Origin of the sequence: Arcicella sp. LKC2W (assembly GCF_034931005.1) — a bacterium.
In the GTDB taxonomy this organism is placed as follows: domain Bacteria; phylum Bacteroidota; class Bacteroidia; order Cytophagales; family Spirosomataceae; genus Arcicella.
The window spans coordinates 1-22,374 of the sequence record NZ_JAYGIN010000033.1 but is presented as its reverse complement, the minus strand read 5'-3'; the positions used below and the strand labels follow the sequence as shown (position 1 = coordinate 22,374).

The following is a 22,374-nucleotide window of genomic DNA, read 5'->3' as shown; positions in this document are numbered from 1 at the left end:
AATCATAAGGTTCAATTTGAACCTTATGATTTTAGTCTCATTTTATTTATCGAAACAAACCCTCAAAAACACTTTTATCTATAATTACAGATAAAAGTGTTTTTTGTAATAACAATCAAGCGGTTTACAAAATTTACTGTAATGAAAAAATGTAGTTTATTATTAATATTTTTCACAATCACTATTATTGCTAATGCTCAGGTACTTCGTAAACGAACAACCATGCTAATGGGTGGGCGGTTTGATATTACGGTGGTGGCGAAAGATACAACTTTAGCTGAACAAAGTATCAATGAAATTATTGCAGAGGTTTCTCGTATCGAATATCTTATTTCAGACTGGAAAAACACAACACAAATTTCGGAAGTAAATAGAAATGCAGGAATTAAACCTGTCAAGGTAGATGCAGAAGTGCTTGCTTTGACGGAAAGAGCATTGCATTTTTCAAAAATAACGAACGGAGCATTCGATATTAGTTTTGCAGCAATGGATAGAATTTGGAAATTCGATGGTTCAATGACAACGATGCCGACCCCCGAAGCCATTAAAAAGTCGGTAGAAAAAGTAGGATTCGAGCATATAGAATTAAACAAAACTAATAGTACCATTTTCTTGAAGAAAAAAGGAATGAAAATTGGTTTTGGAGCGTTGGGAGAAGGTTACGCCGCCGACCGTTGCCGTGAAATGATGTTAGCAAAAGGTATTCAAGCAGGAATTGTAAATGCCTCTGGCGATATGAATTCTTGGGGTACACAACCAAATGGAAATCCTTGGAATATTGGCATTACCAATCCAATGAAAAAAGATACCGTTTTTGCGGTTGTGCCTTTAATAAAAAGTGCCGTCGTTACTTCTGGAAGTTATCAAAAATACGTGGTTTTTAATGGAAAACGGTATTCTCACATCATTAATCCTGTGACGGGATACCCCGCAAGTGGCTTGTGTAGTGTAACCGTATTGGGTAGTAGTGCTGAAAAAGCCAATGGTTTTAGTACCTCGATAATGGTCTTGGGCAAGGAAAAAGGATTGAAATTATTAAAAAAGTATCCAGATTATAGTGCAATTCTAATCACTGATTCGGGAAAAGTAATCACAACCCAAAATCTGGATATTAACTTATATCAATTAAAATAAAACGACTTTAATAGCAATCTGAAAGGATTTGAGCATGAGCTTGGTAATGACTAAGAGGTTGTCTGAGTTCATGCTCACAAATATGTTTAAGTATCTCCATTACATCTCTTTGCATCGCTAACGACCCACAAAGCATAATTACTCCGCCATTCTTTAAAATTTCTGCAAATTTGTCCGCATCTTTTTCTACTAAATCACCAACATATTGTTTTTCTATTTCTCTCGAAAAAGCAAATGCTGAGGTCGCAAGTTTTGCTTGTTTTGAAAATCCCTCCAATTGTGGTTTATAAAGCATCATTGAGTTAGAATCTCTAAAACCAGCATATAGATGACATTTCACATTTTTTCTACACTGACTAATCATTCCTAAAAATGGACCGATTCCTGTTCCATTACAAATCATAACCACTTCTTTGGCTTTTTTTGGAAAATGAAAATGGCTATTATTGATAATCCGTACTTTAATGTTTTCGCCAGTTTTTAATTCATGCAAATAACTTGAACCTAAGCCTTGAGGGTGTAATCTCACACTTAATTGGATACTGTTTTTATCGACCATACCGATGGAGTACAAACGCTCACGATGGTCATTGGCAGGGTATATGGCTAATAAGTCTCCTGATTTTATACTAACCCATTTTTTTGCTTGAAAACGTATTAAAAAAGTATCATAGTGATGCCCTGAAGTATTAGAGATAACAGATATTTTTTGAAATTTATTGGGCTGTTTTATTGGTGTTTTTCCTAAAATCAAAATACCTGATTGAGCAGACCAAGCCTCCGTCCAGCCTGAATATTCTTCGATAGATTTATCATTAACCGTATGAATGTCTAACAAAGGTTTTGCCCATGATTCATTACTCAACCAATCATGCAGTTCAAACGCATACTTACAAAAATCTGGATATGAATGAGAGCCAAAGCCAACAACAGAAATGTTAATGTCTTGGTTTTGAGGATGTTCCTTCAATAATTTCTTGAAATTGTTTGCATTTGATGGAGCTTCGCCAATACCATAAGTCGAACTAAAAACAATTAAATGTTCTGCTTCTGGGTAGGTTTGGTATTGATTTAATGAATCAATAAAAGATTTTTTTCCTTGCTTTAATAATTGTTGATGAAAGCCGTTGGCAAAATCCCAAGTACCTCCATTTTCAGAGCCAACTAATATAATGAACTGACTGTCAGTTGCTTTAAATTTATTTTTTGTCTTTTTGGCAACACGTTTATAAGTAATTGCAAATCCAGAATAGATAAAAAAGAGAATATTAATAGAAGCAATCGCCAAAATTAATGCCCAAAAAAGGTTGGTTCTTCCTGTGTGAAGCTCCAAACTAAGGGTTGTCATCATTTGGTAAAAAGGATACTTTTGTTCTGATAAAATCTCTCCCGTAATTTGATTAATCGCCAGTTCTCTATCTCGCAGTTTAAGGGTAAAATAATCTTCTGGGTCTTCGGAAAATGGAAATTCTATACTTCTGACTTCATCTAAAGTAATTTCTTTGAAAACCTTGAAATCTTGAAATGCTATTTGTGGAGAAGCATTTATTTTATCTAAATCAACCTCTAAATTTACCTTTGGCGAAGCAAATATTTCAAAGCGAACCAAAGATAAATAACTACCTGTAAGAGCAAGAATGAATATTGGAATTAGTATCCAACGACTCAAAACGACATGATAATACTGTGCAAAATTTTCTTTTGGGATTTTTTTGAAAAAATTGCGAATACCACTTTGTCTTTGAATCAGTAAAAGTGTTCCCGAAATAGTAATCAGCAGTAGTAAAAAAGCGGTAATTCCGACGAAAAAACGACCTAATTCATGTAAAAATAAGGAGCGATGCAAAGCGGTTACCCATTCAAAAAAAGGATTTTGAGCTTGAGATTCCCCTAAAAACTCCCCAGTTTTTGGATGAATATATGCGGAAGATATTTCTTTTGGAAAATCTGAACTTTTAGCGATGACTGTCTTAAAATTATCAACTTCTATTTCACTAATAGAAGGATATTTTTTTTTCCAGACTGAAAGACTTTGAGCTAATGTAATTTGGTCGAGCGACTCAAGATTTGGGCGTTTGTACTTTTCGACAGCAGGTTCAAAAGCAAGAATAATCCCAGTAATAGTGGCTAAGATTAGAAAAAGAAAAGAAGATACAGCCAACAATAAGTGGCTGTATCTCCAGATAGAAAGATTCATATTTTTGTATTAGTTAGGGCTAAATCTTACATAACGAATATAGCCTGTACCTTCATTTTTTGCAGATAAACTTTCGGTCGTCAATGGGATTTCTAAATCTTTGACATTATACGGTTTATCTTCAACGGCACTTTCAAATCGGATTTTATAGTTTGAATTAATTTTAGCATTTTCTATTTCAAGTACAACTACACTACGGTCGCCACCTGTGACAGATGCCCCCGTAATAGCACTAATATTACTTGGCTTTTTTGAAAATGCCTTGTGCCATTCTTTTAGGTCGGCATACCATTTTTTATCTGAACCCAAAACATATAACGTTTTGTTATAGCCGCCTTTAGCATCTACCAACGACACTACAATGTAAGCACCTTCGCCCATGTAGTTGGTCATTTGAATCATACATTTATACTTGGTAGTTCCTGTATTTTGTGCCTGTAACGTTTTAGAAAACCCCAACGACACTAATATGATCAGAATTAATAATTTTGTTAATTTTAGCATTTTACTATTTTAAAAAATTGATAGATACATTTGATTTTGTGAGTGTTTCATTCTCTGAAGCTAAGTCAAAAGCTGATTCTTTGAAATTAGTCACAACATTTTTTTCAGCACCAATTGATAATAAATATTTCAAAATGGTGTCGTCTTTAGCAATCATAGCGGCTTTATGTAGAGCGGTAATGCCCTCAGTATTTTTGGCATTAATGTCAATTCCAAGTGGTTGAAGACGCTTTAATAAGCCAATATCACTTTTCATAATTGCCAAATGATATAAGGTATTCCCATTTTTTTGTGGAGTAGTCGCCGCTAAACCTTTTTCTTGAAGCATTTTCAACTTATTGTCAAAATCTTCTGGCTTTGAAGCGTTTGGTCCTGGTCTTCCTTCTGCCCCTGCATAAGACTGAATAAGATAAGCCAGTACATTTTCGCCGTCTTTGTTTGTCATTTTTACATCAGCACCTTTATCCAACAAAAACTTAACAACTTCGGGTGAATTCCCTTTCAAAGCTAATGCAAGTGGCGTTTCTGATTTTTGATTACTTTGATTAATATTTTTAACCTTTGCCGAAAGTAATTCTAAAATCGCCAAATCTTTGTTTGAAGCTGCGGCATTCATAAAAACGGTATTTCCTTCGCTATCAGCTTGATTTACATCAACTCCTTTCGATAAAAAGTGTTCAATTATATCTTTCTGATTTGGTTTACGAACGATAAAATGAAGTACGTTTTCACCACTCTTAGAAGTAACAGTAGGTTTAATGTTCAAACTTTCAAGGTATTCAAAAACCTCAATAGTATTGGCAGGTCCTCTTCTACCTTGAGCCGCCATAATAATTGCATTATCCGAAACAGCAACTCCTTTTTGAATAAGTGCCTTCAACGTATTAACATTTCCACCTCTTGCCGCATAACTAAAAATCGTATTTCCATTTTTATCAACCGATTTTATATCAAGTCCTTTTGAAACAAAATAATTTGTTAAAGCAAGGTCTTTATCATTGGTAACTGCTAATAAAAGAACATTTGCTCCATCACGATTGACATCATTTTTAAGATTTGCACCACCTTTTACACATAATTCAACCCCTTGAATCGTTAATTGTCCACCCATAGCAGCAAAACAGAGTGGCGTAGTTTCATTTACATCCTGCACAGTGGCTTTTGCACCTTTGTTTATCAGTTCTTCCATGATTTCAACATTACCCTTAAAAGCCGCCCAGTGCAAATAAGTACGACCTTCATGAGTAAGTCTATTTACATCAGCTCCTGATTGCGACAAAAGAAATTTTATAGTTTCATTGGGTGCACCAGTATTAATAGCTATTGCAATGGCATCCATCATCATTCTGTTGAATTCCAATGGATTATTTCCTTTTGAAACTTCTGCCTTAACGACTTCAACGTTAGGTTGATTTTTCCAGAAGGACTGGTCTAAGAGGGTATTTTTTTGAGCTTTTACAGTAAAGCTAAATAAAGCAAATACTGCAATAAAAATTCTTTTCATACTGTATTTTATTTAATGAAATGTTATTAATGGTAAGATTTGAATTTCGATTTTCTATTAAACATTGTAAATGAATACATCTGCAAATAGTCCTTACCAATGATATATCTTGAAACGATTAAGTATTATTTTTATTTAGAATAAATATAAATAATACTGCAAATATAGGACTTAAAATGATTGACGAACAAATTATTAAGCCTATTTCCCAATAATTACTACGATTTTAAGCGTTAAAATCGATTGATTGAAGCCAAACTATCCGATACTCAATCAGATAAGTATTTTGCGATGTCCCTTCAATTTTTTCAAAGTAGCTTTCAATATAATAATTCAAAGATTTTATTGATTTATTGTACTGCCATTTCCTTAAGACTTTTATATTTTATTATTTCATTCAATTCATTTTTTAGAACAAAAGCTAATAGTTATAAAATAATAAGCCATAAAAATATAATTATTTAAAGTTTTATTAGACTATTTCGCTGTATGCCCTTGTTGCATTAAAAATTCATTATACATTTGTCAACTATTTATATTTAGTCTAAATAAATTTTGAATTTGAAAAGAATTGTAAAAAATCAAGTTGGCTACTTCTTGATTTCTAAGAAATATTGCCATTCACAAAACATGAAAATATATTTTTTTGCCATTTTAGTAATACTCATCTCGTTTGAAGGTTTTACACAAAAAGCAACCATTAGAGGTAAAGTTTATACCAAAGAAAATGGAGGAGTTAGTCACGCCAGTATAAGATTGATAACTGGGAACATCGCTACTTTGGCGGACAATAATGGTTTTTTTGTGTTAAAAAACATTCCATTTGGAAACCACGAACTTATCGTTTCATCGGTTGAAGTGGAAACGCAGACTTTGAAAATCAATGTGAATAAATCACAACTTGACTTACCAATCATCACCAAACCAAGAAGTTTTGATTTAGATGAAGTAAGTATCATCCAGAAATCTGAGAAAAAAGAAATTGAAACGAAAGGTTTTGCCGTCAATGTTATTGAAACGAAAGAGGTGGCTCAAAGAAATTTTCAAACCAACGAAATGTTAGACAGAACGGTTGGAATCAGGGTTAGGCAGAATGGTGGTTTGGGTTCGGCAGTAAATTATAATCTCAATGGAATGTCTGGAAACTCTGTCCGAATTTTTATTGATGGTATTCCGATTTCAACTTATGGCGAGTCGTTCAGTTTAAATAGTATTCCGCCAGCCTTAATTGAACGAATAGAAGTTTATAAAGGGGTAATTCCTGCTCATTTGGCAGATGATGCTTTGGGAGGAGCAATCAACGTTATTCTCAAAAAAGGAGGAATAAATAATTTGACTGCTTCAGTTTCTTATGGCTCTTTTAATACTTTTCAGACCAATTTCAATGCTTCGTATCGTTCAGAAAAAACAGGTTTTACGGTGAAAGCATCAGCGTTTCATAATTACTCAGATAATGATTATGAAGTTTGGGGAAAATTTGTGAGAAATATTCTTCCAAATGGTCGCTACGAATATGTAAGAGCCAAAAGATTTGATGATGCGTATCGCTCAACGGGTGGACAAATTCAGGTGGGTTTTACAAATGTGCGATGGGCTGACCAATTTCTAATCGGTTATAACGGTTCGGATGATTATAAAGAAATTCAACACGGCACTTATATGTCGATTCCCTATAAAGGTAGATTCACAGAGTCACAGGCGAATGTTTTTAGTCTAAATTATATCAAAAAAGATTTTTTGCTGAAAGGGTTGGAGTTTAACGTAAACGGAATGTACAGTCAGCGTGGACAGTTAGTGGTAGATACCGTAAAATGGAACTACAATTGGTACGGAGAAATAAGCGTAGGACTCAATGGAAATCCGATTTTAAGACCAACTGGAGCTCAACAGGCAGCCCCAACTATCAATAATATTGATAGAAATGTGAGTACGTTTAGAGCTGGTTTCAATTACGACATTCATCAAAATCATCGTTTGGTACTTAATCATATTTATTATGCGATTGATAGAACCGAACAAGATTTTATGCGTTCTGAGATTGAGCGAGAATTTATTGGAACTCGTAATTTGGAGAAAAATATCACCTCTGCTGCCTACGAATTGCGGGCTTTCGGCTCAAAACTAAAAAATAATATTTTTGCTAAATACTATCAACAAGGAATCGACCGCATGGATCCAGTGCTACGAATTGTTGATGGACAAAGTACAAAAACAGAAAATAGAACCAACAGTAATAAAACGGCTTTTGGATACGGAATAGCAACATCATTCGCCATTACGCCCAAATTTACGCTTTTAGTTTCAGCGGAAAAAGCGGTGCGTTTACCTTCAGAAAGTGAAGTGTTTGGAAGTCCTGGTGAGAATATTATTGAGAATTTTGGTATTCGTCCAGAAGTCAGTAATAATCTAAATGTTGGTTTGAACGCAGGCACTTTTTACAGAGGAAAACATAAATATTCATTCACAATTTCGGGTTTTATTCGGGACACCCGTGACAAAATAACGCAGAGAATCAACCCAAGAGTCAATGATGCACTTCAAACCAATCCTTACGAAAATATAGGTAAAAACAAGTCAATCGGTTTTGAGTCAGATTTTCGCTATACGTATGATAACAATCTGACCGTAGGTTTTAATATGTCTAAATTCAATTCGGTTTTCAATGTGCAATTTGATGAAAATGGAAGAGAATTTCCTTACTACAATAAGCAACTTCCCAACGAACCTTACTGGACTGCCAATACCAATATTCAATACACGATTAAAAACTTGTTCTTGAAAAATTCGGCGTTAAATCTTTATTACAGTTTCCGTTTTGTAGAACGTTTTTATACTTCTTGGCTCGAAATTGAAGACTTCCGAACCCCACGTCAGTATATTCAAGACCTTGGGATAAGTTATGCTTTCCCCAATAAAAAATTTGTGCTAACTGCCGATGCTAAAAATATCTTCGACCGACAAGCCTACGACAATTTTGCGGTGCAAAAACCTGGACGTGCCTTTTATTTAAAACTTAATTACATAATCAATAAATTTTAATCAATAATTTATATAAAAATGAAAAACCAATTTAAAAGTTTACTATTTATAGCTACGGTAATTTCTACTTTAACGAGCTGCGAGAAGGTTGATTCTACTGATAATATTGACCCAGTGACAAATCAGAGCCGATGGATTACTGTGGCTGGAGCTTTGATGGGAACAACAGCAGGTGATGGAAATGGCGGAACAGTGGTGTATTCAGTAAGTAAAGAAGATGCCAGAAATCCAAATGTATCTATCAGTGTGTATGACAAAGGGTTTCCTGTAAAATCTACCAGAACAGCACGTTTACAATCATCAGAAGATGGAAATACGCTTTTTAATATTGCCTATTCGGGCGATAATGGTGGCGAATTTGCTCGTTATAAAGTAAGCGGAGCAGGAAGTTTTACGCAGGAGGATGTAACCGTAAATATCTCACAATATGCAACAGTAACCCCACGTTGGTCAAAGTTATTTGATGGCGATAAAACGGGTATCGCTCTTAATGTGGCAAATATCGCTGCCAATAATGCTACCGATAAAACAAAAGCTTTTCAATATTATAGAGGTACAGCAACTGTACTTTCGCTTGATTTACAAAAAGTTTTGATTAATGGCTATAAACAATACCAAATACCATTGTCGGCAGATGAAGAATTGAAGGGTCACTGTTTTTTCCGTTTTGATGCTCCATTGCTTAATAAAGCTCAAAATAAACTGGTTCTTGGAACATGGATGCGTAAATATAACCCAGCTACGGGTCTTACCGAAAGTACATTCGACCGTTTAGGCACAAAATCGGTAATTGTTGATTATCCATCGCTCGAAAACCCAAAAGTAATAACATCGACGATAAGTAATGGTGATAATAGTGGTTATCGTAGTCCGAATGCTTTTGTATCAGAAGATGGAAACATTTATCAAGCTACTCAACGTGATAGTAAAGGCTCTCATATTTTGCGTATTAACTCAAATAATGAGTATGACAATTCGTATGTATTTAGCTTGGATGCGGCTCTTGGCGTAAAAGGCGTTTATGTTGATAGTTGGAGATACGCAGGTAACGGCATTGCTTATGTACTTTATACGCACGAAGGCACAACACAAGGATACATTGCTCGTTTGGACTTGAATGCAAAAACAGCAATTAAAGAAAGTATTGAGTACGACGCAGCACTAAACTTTGGTCAATATCAAGGTATTTTAGTAAGCGGTGATGAAGTTTTTGTGGCAGTAACACCAGTAGGAAAAGACGGAAATATCTATATTTTCAATAAAAGAACTGGTACTTTCACGAAAGGTGCAAAATTGGTAAATAAGGCAGGGAATCATTATATAGGTATTTTTTAGGATTATATTCCTCATGAAAGAATAATTTTTTTTCCACCTAAAATCAAAACCCTACTGATGAAGTGATTAAGATAAGCAACTGTTTTAATCACTCATGAGTAGGGTTTTAGTTGTAATATATTATTGCCCTTGTTGAAATAAATTTTCAGTCAGATTTAACTTTTGGAATTATGTAAAGGGACAAAATAAGACATTATTTCAAAATTCCATAAACTATTGATAATCAGGATTATGGTAATCGTAATCTTGAATAACTAACGCAAGATTTACAAGTATAGAAATAGCCTAAGTTCTTGAGTAAAGTTGAATAATTAAACATCTATGATAGTATTTTACTCACTGTTTTTATCAATTAGTTGCACCATATTTTTATTAAATGATGGAAGTTGAGTGTCTAAGGATGCAAAAAAATCTAAGTCAGCTTTTTCTACTTCAATGATGGCTTTTTGCAAAATAATTTCACCACTTGATGTTAATTTTATCGTTTTAGCTCGTGTATCTTTTTCATGTTCTTGTCTTGTTATAAACCCTTTTTCTTGTAACGTTCGCAACACCTTTGAAACCATCATTCTGTCTGCATTACTTTGTACGGCAATATCAACTTGGGTTACTGAATTGTTATTTTTTGAAAGCCAACCTAATGCCGCCAACAATACAAATTGCGTTTGCGTTAAGTCTAAAGGGTCTAAAACCCGTTTTTGTTTACGTTGCCATAGCATAGTGAGTTGTCCGAGTAAATATCCTGGACTATCGTTTGGACTTTTAAAATGGAATTCAATTTCTTGAGACATAATGATATTAAAGCATTAGTGATGCCATTAAAACAAAATCGAGTGTTTTTCTTCAAAGTTACCCAAACAGAAATGATAGCCCAACTTTTTGGTTTCAATAAAATTCTAATCGTTATGTTCAGCATAATTTTAAAGACCACAACACGCCAAAGTTTCGTTTCCCTACTCTTCTTTTTAATAGTTTCAAATGGTTTTCCAATTCCTCAAAGTTAGCTTAAACCGTTTCTAAAAATGTAATGACATAACCATCGGGGTCTTTTACTATCAATGTTTTCCCAAAAGGGGTATGATTGATTGTTCCTAAAATAGTTACTCCTTTTTCGGTCAATTGGCTTTGTAATTGTTCTATTTTTTCATCAATAGCAAACCAAAGTGAAGCACCAATACCGAGTTCTTTACCGTCTATATTCCCAATTGGTGTTCTTATGGCAAAACTTGCTTCACCTTTATTGAATTTAAAAACACAAGCATATTGATTACTCATTTCGGATAATTCAAATCCTAATTTGGTTGTGTAAAATGCCTTTGATACTTCCAAATCTCTTACTTGAAGAGAAGCAAAATCTAATTTTCTCATGGTATATTTTTTTGTTGTCACAAATATAATATACACGACAACAAAAAGAATGCTTTTCTCCATTTTATTTATTAAACAACATATTTCGTTTGTATTATCAGGTACAACATACCACTAAATTTGATATTGAACCTGTTTATTTTATCCAATCATAAAAAATCAGATAAGTAAAGGTTACATTTTGCCAATGAGCTTCGACTTAAAGGTAAAATGGAAAATGAAAAAAATAATTTTATTCTTTTGTGTAATATTTGAGAGTTTTGCTCAAGAAAAAACCGCTGAAGCATTTAAAAAAGGTAACTATGAACGCTTAATTGTGGACGGAAAACTTGATGAACAGTTGTGGAAAAGAGCAAAAACAATTTCAGGATTTATACAGCATTTTCCAGAAGATAAGGTTTCCGCCAATCAGCATACAATGGTTTGGATGGTTTATGATGACAAAAATTTATATTTTGCCGCAAAATGCTACGATACGAAGGACGGCGAGTTTATAACGAGTTCACTCCGAAGAGATTTTAAAGGAAAATCTGATAAATTTGAAGTTTACATTGACCCGTATGGAGAGGGAAATAATGGTTATTTTTTTGGAGTTACTCCACTTGGGGTAGAAAGAGAAGGACTGATTACGGAGGGTTCAGAAGTTGATTCTCGGTGGGATTGTGTCTGGGAATCAGCAACAAAACGGCAAAAAGGTTATTGGACAGTTGAAATGAAAATCCCTTTTCATACCCTTAATTATCGAAATTATAATGACGCTTGGAAGGTTAATTTTGTTCGATATGATTATAAAAATAGTGAAATATCATCGTCGGTGGGTATTCCCAGAAATTACGACATACACAATTTGGCCAATACACAACCGCTAAAGTTTAAGGGGAAACTGTCAACTTCAAATACTCATTTTAATGTAAGTCCTTACATTAGTGGTGGTCTTGAAAAAATAGAAAACTCAGATACAAAACTACTATCAAGAATCGGTATTGACTCAAAAATTAGAATTGGCTCAGCGTTAAATTTGGATTTAACTATCAATCCTGATTTTTCACAGGTAGAAGTTGATAGGCAAATTACGAATCTTAGTCGATTCGAGATTCAGTTTGAAGAACGGAGACAGTTTTTTATTGAGAATAACGACCTTTTCGGGAATTTCGGTTTCAACGATGTAAATCCTTTTTTTTCAAGACGTGTCGGAGTTGGACGTGACCCATTTACCCAGCAATTTAAACAGCAACCTATTTTATTTGGAGCAAGATTGAGTGGTAAAATAGATGATGATACCCGAATTGGGGTCATGACATTACAAACGGCAGAGCTGCCAGATGAAAAAATTGCCTCTCAGAATTATTCAGTTTTTACCATTCAACGAAAGGTTCAAGAACGCTCTAATGTATCGTTCATGTTTGCCAATCGTAACAGATTTGAGAGTGATTTGACAACCATCGCCGACCGTCAAGAAGCGGAATATAATCGTGTAATTGGGGTTGATTATAATTTAATCACTGATAAAGATAAATGGAGAGGAAAAGCATTTGTACATCATCTATTTCGTCCAGATAGGGAAGGAGGCGGTTGGTCTCAGGGAGGACAAGTAGGTTTTAATTCAAAGTATTTTGAAGGAGATTGGAAGCATGAAATAGTAGGGAAAAATTACCGTCCTGATTTTGGATTTGTGAGGCTTACAGACTATTATCAATATACGCCTCAATTAAAAGGAAACTATTATTTTGGAAAAAAATTCCCTATCAATAAAATCTCTTATGGTATTGGTATTAGATTGTTAAATAACCTCACGACCAATAAATTATATGAAAAAGAATTGGAACATAAAGTATATCTAAAACTACAAAATACAGCAAATTTATCCGTTTATTATATCCAAAATTACGTTTATCTTTTTGAAGCATTTGACCCGACCAACACAAAATCTACTAAACTTCCAATCGGTGATTATTATTTTAATTATTTTAGAATTAAGTATGAATCAGACAAACGAAAAGAAATAAATGGAAGTGCTTATGTGAAATTTGGGGATTATTTCAGTGGAAAAATTACTTCATTTAATGGACATTTGGTCAAACGTTTTCAACCAAATGGAGAACTTGGTCTTGAAATAAACGTCAATCATATTAAAATGCCAGAGCCGTATGCTTCCAGAACTTTATGGCTGATTGGACCAAATTTAGACTGGGCATTTAACAAGAATATGTTTTTGAAAACCGTAATTCAGTACAATAGCCAAATTGAAAATATCAACACAAATATTCGATTTCAGTGGCGTTATAAACCAATGTCAGATTTTTATCTTGTCTTTACCAATAATTACAGTGATGATTTAAGATTCAGAAATGTTGGTTTGATTTTTAAAGTGAATTATTGGATAGGTTAAAATTTTGGTATGTGTTTGAATTATCGAAATAAGTGATATTTTTAATGGTTGTAACCCCAAATGGAGGCTTAACCACAAATTTAATAGAAAAAAATATGAGGGAGTTTAGTTCAGATTCTGACGTTTTGGAGGCACTACTTTCAACACAAAATAGTAACAGTGCCATTTCATTTCTTTACAAAAATAACTACTATATTCTCGAAAATTTAGTGCTTAAAAACGGCGGAAATAAAATGGACGCCGAAGATGTCATTCAAGAAACAATGATAACTTTTATTGAAATGGTGAGGTCAGGAAAATTTAGAGGAGACTCTGCCATAAAATCAATATTATATGCCATTAGCAAGAATATTTGGATAACAAAATTTAGAAAAACTACCCAAGATAATAAACGAATAGAAGGCTATATTCTTGAAAATGAGTCGTTTGAAAGTGATATAACAGAGCAAATACAAAAGACCGAAGCCAATAAAATTATTGGACAAGTTTTTGATAAAATTGGAGATTCATGTAAAAAAATTCTTACTTTTTATTATTATGATAATCTCAGTTTTAAAGAAATTTTGGGTAAAACGGACTATGAAAATGAGCAGGTAATACGAAATAAAAAATATAAATGTATGAAGAGTTTGATGGATATATTAGAAAGTTCGCCCAGTTTATCTTCATCGTTTAAATCATCATTGTTTAATCAAAAATAAAAATGAATACCGAAGAATTAGAAAAAATAGAATCGTTCGTGAATGATTCGCTCACGCTGGAAGATAAAATGTCTTTCCAGCGTGAGATGTCTGAAAATTCAGAATTATTAGAGAAAATTCAGAAATTCATCTCCGCCAAAGATGTTATTATAGCCGCCAACCTCAGAAAAGAGGTTGCCAATATTCATCAAAAATTCATGCAGGAAGATTATCAGGAGCAAGTCACCCCTCCAAAACCTATAATCAGAAAGCTATTTTGGAATAACGTTACCAAAATCGCAGCATCAATGATGATGATTATAGGATTGTGGGTCATTTATCAAGTCAGTATCTTAAGTGCTGAATCAATCATTACGGATTCTCAAATTGAGTACACATCTTCTACTTTTAGAGGCGAAAAATCAAATCTTGGTCATATTCGGGGACTTTACAGAAACAAAAATTATACTCAAATGCTTAAAACCCTACAAAATGAAAGTTCTCCGAATGCCGAAATGATATTTCTAAAAGCAATGGCAAACTTTAAAATGAAAAATTATCAACTCGCCATCAATGAGTTTGGGCAATTAAGAAAGGCAAATGCAAAAACATCTGAACCAAGTTTTGTCCATGAATTAACTTATTATGAAGCTCTATCATTGGTTGGCAACAAAAATTATGATTTAGCAATTGAAAAACTTGAAAAAATTAAAGCTGACCCTAATAATCCTTACCATGTAGGAGTTTCGGAATGGCAATTGTTTAAATTAAAACTGTTAAACTGATAAATAATCGTGTATAATTAACCTACGGAACTATCTACAATTTGTCGCAGAATAAAATTAGACCACAGATTGTACTGATTCAACGGATTTACACGGATAAATTTAAAGATAAATCAGTGTAAATCTGTTTTATCTGTTCTATCCGTGGTCTAATTTTGTCTTCCGACAAATTGTAGATAATTCCGTTAACCTATGTACGATTGTAATGTAATGGTCTGATTAATAGTAATTTAAAAAATTAAATCCTAACCCATATTTCATATTACCTACCACTATAATTTGGCCGATACGAAATGTGTCGGCTTTTTTTATGGAATCAGTTTAAGATTTTTTTTGATAATTATTAAAAAAAAATCTCAAAGTAGGTTACAAAAAGATTGATAGCTTCAACTAATAATCAAAAAACAACGAAACTTAAATATTCATCATTATGAAATCAAGAATCAAGAAATCATATATTTGTAGCGATGTAAATGATTATCAAATCAATCTGAATTTGATAAAATCTCATATTCCCACAGTAGGAGACATTGCTATTTTTGAAGTTTTGAATATTGGCAAACACTCGACTATTCAGGGAGAATCAACGAGAAATGAAAAAATTATGGTTGGCGACCATATAATGGCGGCTTTTGGTCATCGGTATGCTACTGCTCAATTTGAAGGTTATGTGCCAGACAAAATACAAACAGAGTTTCATATTTTGGGTGCTGGTGGCGTAATAGGTGAAGTTAAATCGACCAACGATAAATTTAAAGATGGTGGGCCAACTCGTCTGCGTATAATTGGCTACGTTACAGATTCTGAAAATAAGATTATCAACACGAAAACTATCCACAGTTCGCAAATGTTAACATTCACGGGAAGTGCGGCTACTCAAACAAAAGTTGTTTTGTCGATTGGGTCTTCGATGGATAGTGGAAAAACTACAACGGCGGCTTATGTCGTTCATAGTTTAATAAAACAGGGTAAAACAGTAGCATTTATCAAAATAACAGGCACAGCTTATACAAAAGATGCCGACTTAGCTTATGATTTAGGGGCAAGTATATCCATAGATTTTAGTAAACTGGGTTTTCCATCAACTTATATGTGTTCGGAAAATGAACTATTGAATTTGTACGAAACACTTTTAGAAAAAACATTATTATGCGAACCAGACTATGTTATCATGGAAATTGCCGATGGCATTTACCAGAGAGAAACACGCTTACTGCTTCAGAATGAGGCTTTTGTAAATAGTGTCTCGGAAGTGATTTTTTCTGCCAATGATAGTATGGCTGCCGTATGTGGCGTACAAACCTTGAGAAGTTGGGGGATTCAACCTTTTGCTCTTTGTGGAATGTTTACTACTTCCCCTTTATTGATTGAAGAAGTTGAGGCACTCGTTGAAACCCCAATATATTCCTTGAAGGGTTGGGATAAAGAAGGGGCAACAGAGCTAATCACTTATTCAGGAATCAATAAGAGCAGAAGGGTTGAATCATCTCAATTATTTTTAGAAGTGGCATAAAAGCATATTCATCAACTCATGAGAAACCTTCGGTTTTATCGGTTATTCATCCTTGAAAATAAACTATTTTGCATTGCCTTCGTCATCATCGGAATTCTCAATAATATTACCAATTTATTAATTCCGATATCGGTAGGAAGGTTTTATGAATTAATGTTTCATGGGCAGTCCAACAAAGGTTTTATTTTGGATGCTTTGCAGTTAAATTTTGGCAAAAGTTTTGATTCATTTATATTTTGTTTTCTTTTAATGATAATTTTGAAAGCGATTTTTGAGTTTACACACAAGCTATTAAAAGATAGAATCGAAGAAAAATTTATTTCAAATATTAGGTCGTTTACCTTTAAACAACAAATAGATGCTCAGTATATCCTGCATCAAAAAAAAGCAACGGCTAAGTATTTAAGTAGATTTTCATCCGACTTTGGCAGTATGAAGAAAGGACTTTCGGTGGGTATTTTAATATTCTTTGCAGATGTCGTATTTAGTATTTTTGCCATTATATTTTTAATAAATATCAACTCAACTCTCACTTTAATATCAGTTTTGGGCTTAGTTGTACATATTATTAGTCTTAGTTCGCTTGAGTCTAAAAGAAAAGCATTACTCTTGGAAAGACAAGATTCTAAAGCCGCTTATCTCAATTTTGTATCAGAAAGGTTTCATAGCTTTTCGACGATTAAAATCTTTGAGAGAAGCCGAATTGAAACAAAACGTTTTGAGAAAAAGGCAGACATAATGAGTGCTTCTTTTTTAAATTATTCATTTATTAGGAGTCTTGAAAATGCACTTATTCCCACAGGTATTTACTTGATAATCTGTATTTTATTGTTTAGTATCTTTAAACTTTCAGATACTTCAGATTCTATATTTGATGGAACATCTTCCATTGCGTTCATATTACTTATTTTTTCAATAAGACCGATTTTGAAACGTTTTTTGAAAGTAAGGGTTCACTGGAAAAATGCTGAATTATCGATACAAAAAAGTTTGAGTTTAGAAACGAGTAGGATGGAGGTGCCAAAACTTAATTTCTGTGACGGCACCATCAGTTTTACTTCTGTTTGCTTTGGCTATGATAGCTCAAAAAGAGTATTGAATAATCTATCTTTTGAAGCAAGAAAAAATCAGATTACTCGTATTTGCGGTAATTCGTGTACTGGAAAAACAACCGTTTATCGACTGATAACAAAATTATTTTCGCCTCAACATGGCAAAATATGTATTGATGGACAAGATATTCAATGTGTTTCGGGCGTTAGGAAATATATTGGGGTTGTTTCGGAAGAATTTCCATTTGTTGGAAGGGATATTTTTGAAGCAATCACAGAATCAAAAAGTGAAGATAGCAGACAAAAGGCATTCGCCATTTTGAAAAACCTTTGTCAAACTTTTCAGCTCAAACAACCGCTTTTGCTTCATCAACTGCTCATCAATGGAGGAAGTAATTTGTCACAAACGGAGAAAAAAGTTTTAATTTTTGCCAGAGCAATTTTAAGCGAAAAACCAATTTTACTATTTGATGAACCCTTTGCAGGAATGAGTGACCATACTACGCACTTTTTAGGACTTTATATCAATGAATTAAAACGAAATAGAACTATTTTAGTCATATCCTCCAGAAATTGTCATACCATTGAATATGATAAAATTGTGGATTTAGACAGATTATTACCTCAATTTGATGTACCCATTTTTGAAAACCGTTTTAATTTTCAGTAATAAATCTCCGTTTTTTAGTCTAAATTTTAGTAAAACCCCAAAGTATATCACTAACACACCAATAATTAATATCAAACTATTCCAACTAATCGACTTGCTGGGAACACCAACTAAAATAAGGTGTCCCCAATAAGTTGGTGAGTGGTATTGAGCCATTTTTGGGTCTTGTAATAAATCAATTTTTGCTTTTTGAAGAGACTCCGCTACCGAATCTCCATCTCCAAGATATTCATAAAAATGTTCTGAGATATATGCGGTTGCCTCATCTTCTGCTTTCCAGAGAGAGGTAATAATATTGGTACATCCCGACAAAGAGAATGCTCTTGTTAAACTCATAACACCCTCATTTTTAGCTTTTTTACCTGCCGAAGTTTCACAGGCACTCAAAAAAAGCAATTCGGTATGATGTAAATTTAACAATTTTATTTCTTCTGAATAAAGTCTGGTATTTACAGTATCGTTTGGGGTAGGATAGAATGAAATGTAAGATTTTTCAGGAATTAAGTTGTCCGCCCGAGCGTGAGTAGATAAATGGATAATAGAATATTGGGCAGATTTGGTAATAAATGATTGTTTAGTGGCATTTTTATCAATAATTTTTTCTCCCTCCAAAGTATTGATTTCTTTCACCGAAGCAGGTAAAAAACCGTCCAAGGTTTCATTGGCAAAAGGTGCATAAATCAATAATTTATCAAAATCAACTGGTTTTTGTTTGGCATTATTTAGTAGAATATCAGCAGAATATTCATAGCACATTCTCCATTTTTTAATGATAAATTCTTCTTTAGCATCCAACAAAATCTCAAATGGAAGTCTCACCGTTTCATAATGTGGAATAATAATAATTTCATCAATTGCTTCAAGGTGCCGTTCAATAGGTTTAATCAGTTTATAGAACAAAAGCTGGCATTGTGATGTCCCCGAAAAAGTCTTTCCATAAAGATTATCCGAAATTTTCTCATTAATTAAATTAATCAAGAAATCAATCTGCGTTGCATCTCCCAAATCTTTATACTGTAAACCAGTGGTGGTTAGCAAAAATAAATGATATTTTTCTCTGGCTTTATAGACAGATAAAATCACCCTTTTATTACTGATATACTGTTTTTTCAAATCTTCAATATTCCATTTTTTTACATTATTTTGTTTGGTTTCAAACTCATTAATTGTGTTTTGAATCCGAGATAATTTTACTTCAATATCATTGAGTTCATGTTTTTTAGTGGTATCATCAGCAACGTTGTAGTTGGCAGAAATTAGTAATTTAGATTTTGAAATTCTCAAAAAACGTTCTTGCATTAACAAAGAGTCTGGAATGACAGATTGATTCTTGAACGTATTTTCATTTAGGTTTATACCCAAAATACATGATTTACTTCTTTCAGACAGTATGAAGGCTGATTCTAATAATTTAACCTCTTGAAATGTTTGGTTCCCATCCATCAATAAGTTAAAATAGGTATCAAAAAATGGGTTGATTTTCTCCGATAAAAAAACTCTTGCTTCTTCGTTATCATATTGTTTTAAAAGGTAGTTTATCAATTGAAAAGTTGCTTCGTATGAATTGATGGAAGCATCAAAATACGCTCTACTTTTTTTCTTTGTATAATACATCTCTCTAAAGCAATCACCTTTAGCCATCAGCGTTCTAAGCAGTAAAGCATTATTGATGTTAGAGGAGAAATTGGTTGGATTGCTAAAGATATTATCCCTTTTTGCATTAGAGTCTAAATGATGAATGGCTCGTTGATAATAATAAAGAGCTTCTCCCCATTTTTTATTGAGCATAGAAATATCTCCTAATATTTTGTATGTATTGCCTAATTCTACCACTTTATCAATTTCATTGCTTTTGGGATTAATCAATTGCATCGAAATGGCATTTTTTAGGTGAAATTGAGCCTTAGTATAGTTTTTTTGCATAAAAAACACCTGCCCTAATCTATTTTGAAAAGCAACTTTGGTTTCAATGTCATCTATACCACGTACTTTTTGTAAAAGTATTAGTGCCTTTTCTGGTTTATTTAAACCCAAATAAGTGGTTGCAATATTGATTAAAATTCTGTTTTCTCCAGGTATTTTATTGATAATAGATTCGTATATTTTTAATGCTTCTTGATGCCTCCCAAGTTGCCTTAATGAAGTAGCAATGTTACTTTTTACTGCAAAATTATCATTGTTGATTCCCTTATTTCTTAAAATACTTTGAGCTTTATCATAATAATTGATGCTTTGGCGATAGTTTCCACTTTCAAAATACAAAACACCTAACGTATTAAATAAAGATTCGGCGTGTTTTATCTTTGGATACTTGGTATATAGTTTTTCGGCTTGGCTGAGGTAAAAATAGCAAGAGTCAAAATGATTCACGTAATACTGAATCACTCCTGAATAGACATAAGGCTCAAATAGTAATGAATCATGAAGCGAATATTTTTTAGCAACGGCGATAGAATTTTGATAGTAAAATAAAGACTCTTTGAAGCGAGAATAAGTCTGGTGTAAAATGCCTATTTTTTTGAAGGTATCATATCTCTTATAAGCATTATTACGATTATTAGGGGAGTTTAAGATTGATTTTTCAAAGAATTCAATTGCTTGATTATCCGTTTTTTCGGTTGGGTTGTCCGAGTTAAAATAAGAATTCCCGACTTCGTATGATGTATTATCGAAGTCAGGAATTCGTGTTTGGGTAAATCCAATATATAGCATTAATAAACTGAATATCGTTAGCAAAAGAGACTTCATCAAAATAATTTAGTTGAAAGTTGAAGTCAATTTATTACTTTTTTCAATAATAACCTATTACGATAATATCTGGTGGTCGGGGTTTGCTATACTTAAATCTCGCATTTCTATTAGTGCTAAACGAGTTAACCATCAAAGCATTATTTTTATCTGCTATCTGATTCAATAAAGATTGTGGAATAGCTCCCAATGTTTGAAAATAGTGAATTTTTACATCAATAAAGTTCAGAGCTTTTTGACTATTGTCATTAAGTCGATAATAAATCCTAAATAATTTAGATGTTCCGTTTGCTGGATTTATACCCAAAGCTCCATTTTGAATACTCTTTTTTAAATCAATTTTTCCCGTAACTTTATCAATATCAACTCCTTGAAGAATAACTTCCTGACCTGTTGGCGGTTCATCACCCGTTCCGTCTCCATCATCATCATCATTTCCATCATCAAACTCACATTCATTATCATCGTCGTCATCCTCATCATCATCTGAACATGGTAATACTGAATTAAGTCCTCTGTAATTAGGACTCGCAATTTCATCATTATTATCAAGGTTATAAATTTTACTGAGGTAATCAACACCAGATATAGTGATAAATTTAAAACAAGTATCAGTGGTGTTTGCAGGAACGAAATAAACTTTATATCTCAAACCAGCCTCACTCATTGTAACATTTATAACACCCGTTGAAGGATTAATAGATAGACCCTCGGGAAATCCTCCGTATGTGCCATTTTGTGAATTTGAGGGAGAAACTATAAAATCAGTTGCTTGGTTGGATTTAAAGAACAAAGTATCAGAATAACCAAAATTGCTACAATTTGTGTTTATTCTCTCAAGGCTATTTTGGGGTACGATTTTTTCTTCTTTGAGGGTACACGAAGTAATAAATTTAATGGAAAGTAGTAGTAAAAGTAAAGCAAAGGGTTGGGGGCAAAGATTAAGTATCTTTTTCATTTTTTGAAGGGATTAATTATTTAACCTGTTTACAACGATAATTAGTCTATCCTGTTTATGAAAACGTAACCTAATTTTTTGTTTTTTTTAATAAATTACTTAAATACACTGTTTAATAGAGCAATTTTTTAAATTCCTTTGTTTGTATTGTTGGAAATAATGCGACAGTGAAATTGTTTGAACTTTTCCTTTTTGGTTGAATAGAGGTTTATCTAAAATATACATTCATTAACCATCACAATTAAAAATATGTCTTTTTGCTTGCGAGGGGTAAGTTCCTACTTTATTATGACAGAAGAAATACTTTATAATCTTTTCTGCCAATATTTTATAATACCCAATAAAAATGAATAGAATAAAATTTGATTAAAATAACAGAAATATAAAATCATGAAACACGATTTATGTGCGATTTTAAGTTTTAGATTTTGTTTGGCTTAGATTTTATAAAACCTCTCATTTTTGTGGAACGCAATGATATAATTTTGATGAACATCA

The 22,374-nt window shown here is 33.0% G+C and carries 15 protein-coding genes; 8 read left to right on the top strand and 7 right to left on the bottom strand.

Annotated elements, in window-relative coordinates; genetic code table 11:
• Nucleotides 1-141 precede the first annotated feature (141 nt).
• Nucleotides 142-1,134 (top strand): FAD:protein FMN transferase, encoded by a 993-nt coding sequence (locus VB796_RS21725; protein ID WP_323348695.1) that lies wholly within the window; start codon nt 142-144, stop codon nt 1,132-1,134.
• Between the two features lie 7 nt (nt 1,135-1,141).
• Here the strand turns inward: VB796_RS21725 and VB796_RS21720 are convergent, their stop codons facing one another.
• From VB796_RS21720 to VB796_RS21710, 3 genes are read right to left on the bottom strand one after another with little or no spacing between them, the layout of a single operon-like run.
• A complete protein-coding gene (locus tag VB796_RS21720) occupies nt 1,142-3,331 on the bottom strand; it encodes a PepSY domain-containing protein (protein ID WP_323348694.1) in 2,190 nt (729 codons plus the stop codon).
• A 9-nt stretch (nt 3,332-3,340) separates the two neighbouring features.
• The gene (locus tag VB796_RS21715; protein ID WP_323348693.1) at nt 3,341-3,835 is read right to left on the bottom strand and encodes a DUF2271 domain-containing protein; all 495 of its coding nucleotides are present in this window, start codon (nt 3,833-3,835) and stop codon (nt 3,341-3,343) included.
• A gap of 4 nt (nt 3,836-3,839) precedes the next feature.
• Entirely contained in the window at nt 3,840-5,339 is a 1,500-nt protein-coding gene (locus VB796_RS21710) for an ankyrin repeat domain-containing protein (RefSeq protein WP_323348692.1), read from the bottom strand.
• A gap of 630 nt (nt 5,340-5,969) precedes the next feature.
• Between VB796_RS21710 and VB796_RS21705 the strand changes: the two genes are divergently transcribed.
• Together VB796_RS21705 and VB796_RS21700 are read left to right on the top strand one after the other, a co-directional pair.
• Nucleotides 5,970-8,378 (top strand): TonB-dependent receptor, encoded by a 2,409-nt coding sequence (locus VB796_RS21705; RefSeq protein WP_323348691.1) that lies wholly within the window; start codon nt 5,970-5,972, stop codon nt 8,376-8,378.
• An 18-nt stretch (nt 8,379-8,396) separates the two neighbouring features.
• Nucleotides 8,397-9,713 carry a hypothetical protein gene (locus VB796_RS21700; RefSeq protein ID WP_323348690.1) on the top strand — a complete coding sequence of 439 codons (1,317 nt, stop codon included), beginning with the start codon at nt 8,397-8,399 and terminating at the stop codon, nt 9,711-9,713.
• 332 nt (nt 9,714-10,045) lie between these two features.
• Here the strand turns inward: VB796_RS21700 and VB796_RS21695 are convergent, their stop codons facing one another.
• Entirely contained in the window at nt 10,046-10,504 is a 459-nt protein-coding gene (locus VB796_RS21695) for a MarR family transcriptional regulator (protein ID WP_323348689.1), read from the bottom strand.
• 214 nt (nt 10,505-10,718) lie between these two features.
• On the bottom strand, nt 10,719-11,081 hold the full coding sequence (locus tag VB796_RS21690; RefSeq protein ID WP_323348688.1) for a VOC family protein: 363 nt from the start codon (nt 11,079-11,081) through the stop codon (nt 10,719-10,721).
• Between the two features lie 217 nt (nt 11,082-11,298).
• On the opposite strand from VB796_RS21690, the gene VB796_RS21685 reads away from it, so the two are divergent.
• From VB796_RS21685 to VB796_RS21665, 5 genes are all read left to right on the top strand, one after another.
• On the top strand, nt 11,299-13,470 hold the full coding sequence (locus tag VB796_RS21685; protein ID WP_323348687.1) for a carbohydrate binding family 9 domain-containing protein: 2,172 nt from the start codon (nt 11,299-11,301) through the stop codon (nt 13,468-13,470).
• 44 nt (nt 13,471-13,514) lie between these two features.
• Nucleotides 13,515-14,171 carry a sigma-70 family RNA polymerase sigma factor gene (locus VB796_RS21680; RefSeq protein WP_323348686.1) on the top strand — a complete coding sequence of 219 codons (657 nt, stop codon included), beginning with the start codon at nt 13,515-13,517 and terminating at the stop codon, nt 14,169-14,171.
• A 2-nt stretch (nt 14,172-14,173) separates the two neighbouring features.
• The gene (locus VB796_RS21675; RefSeq protein ID WP_323348685.1) at nt 14,174-14,935 is read left to right on the top strand and encodes a tetratricopeptide repeat protein; all 762 of its coding nucleotides are present in this window, start codon (nt 14,174-14,176) and stop codon (nt 14,933-14,935) included.
• A gap of 430 nt (nt 14,936-15,365) precedes the next feature.
• Nucleotides 15,366-16,448 (top strand): hypothetical protein, encoded by a 1,083-nt coding sequence (locus VB796_RS21670; RefSeq protein ID WP_323348684.1) that lies wholly within the window; start codon nt 15,366-15,368, stop codon nt 16,446-16,448.
• An 18-nt stretch (nt 16,449-16,466) separates the two neighbouring features.
• The gene (locus tag VB796_RS21665) at nt 16,467-18,170 is read left to right on the top strand and encodes an ABC transporter ATP-binding protein (RefSeq protein ID WP_323348683.1); all 1,704 of its coding nucleotides are present in this window, start codon (nt 16,467-16,469) and stop codon (nt 18,168-18,170) included.
• Here VB796_RS21665 and VB796_RS21660 read toward each other — a convergent pair.
• Nucleotides 18,120-20,882: a CHAT domain-containing protein gene (locus VB796_RS21660; protein WP_323348682.1), complete on the bottom strand. Its 2,763-nt coding sequence runs from the start codon at nt 20,880-20,882 to the stop codon at nt 18,120-18,122. The genes VB796_RS21665 and VB796_RS21660 overlap by 51 nt on opposite strands.
• 79 nt (nt 20,883-20,961) lie before the next feature.
• Complete coding sequence (locus VB796_RS21655; protein ID WP_323348681.1) at nt 20,962-21,876, bottom strand: hypothetical protein; 915 nt, start codon at nt 21,874-21,876, stop codon at nt 20,962-20,964.
• Nucleotides 21,877-22,374 lie beyond the last annotated feature (498 nt).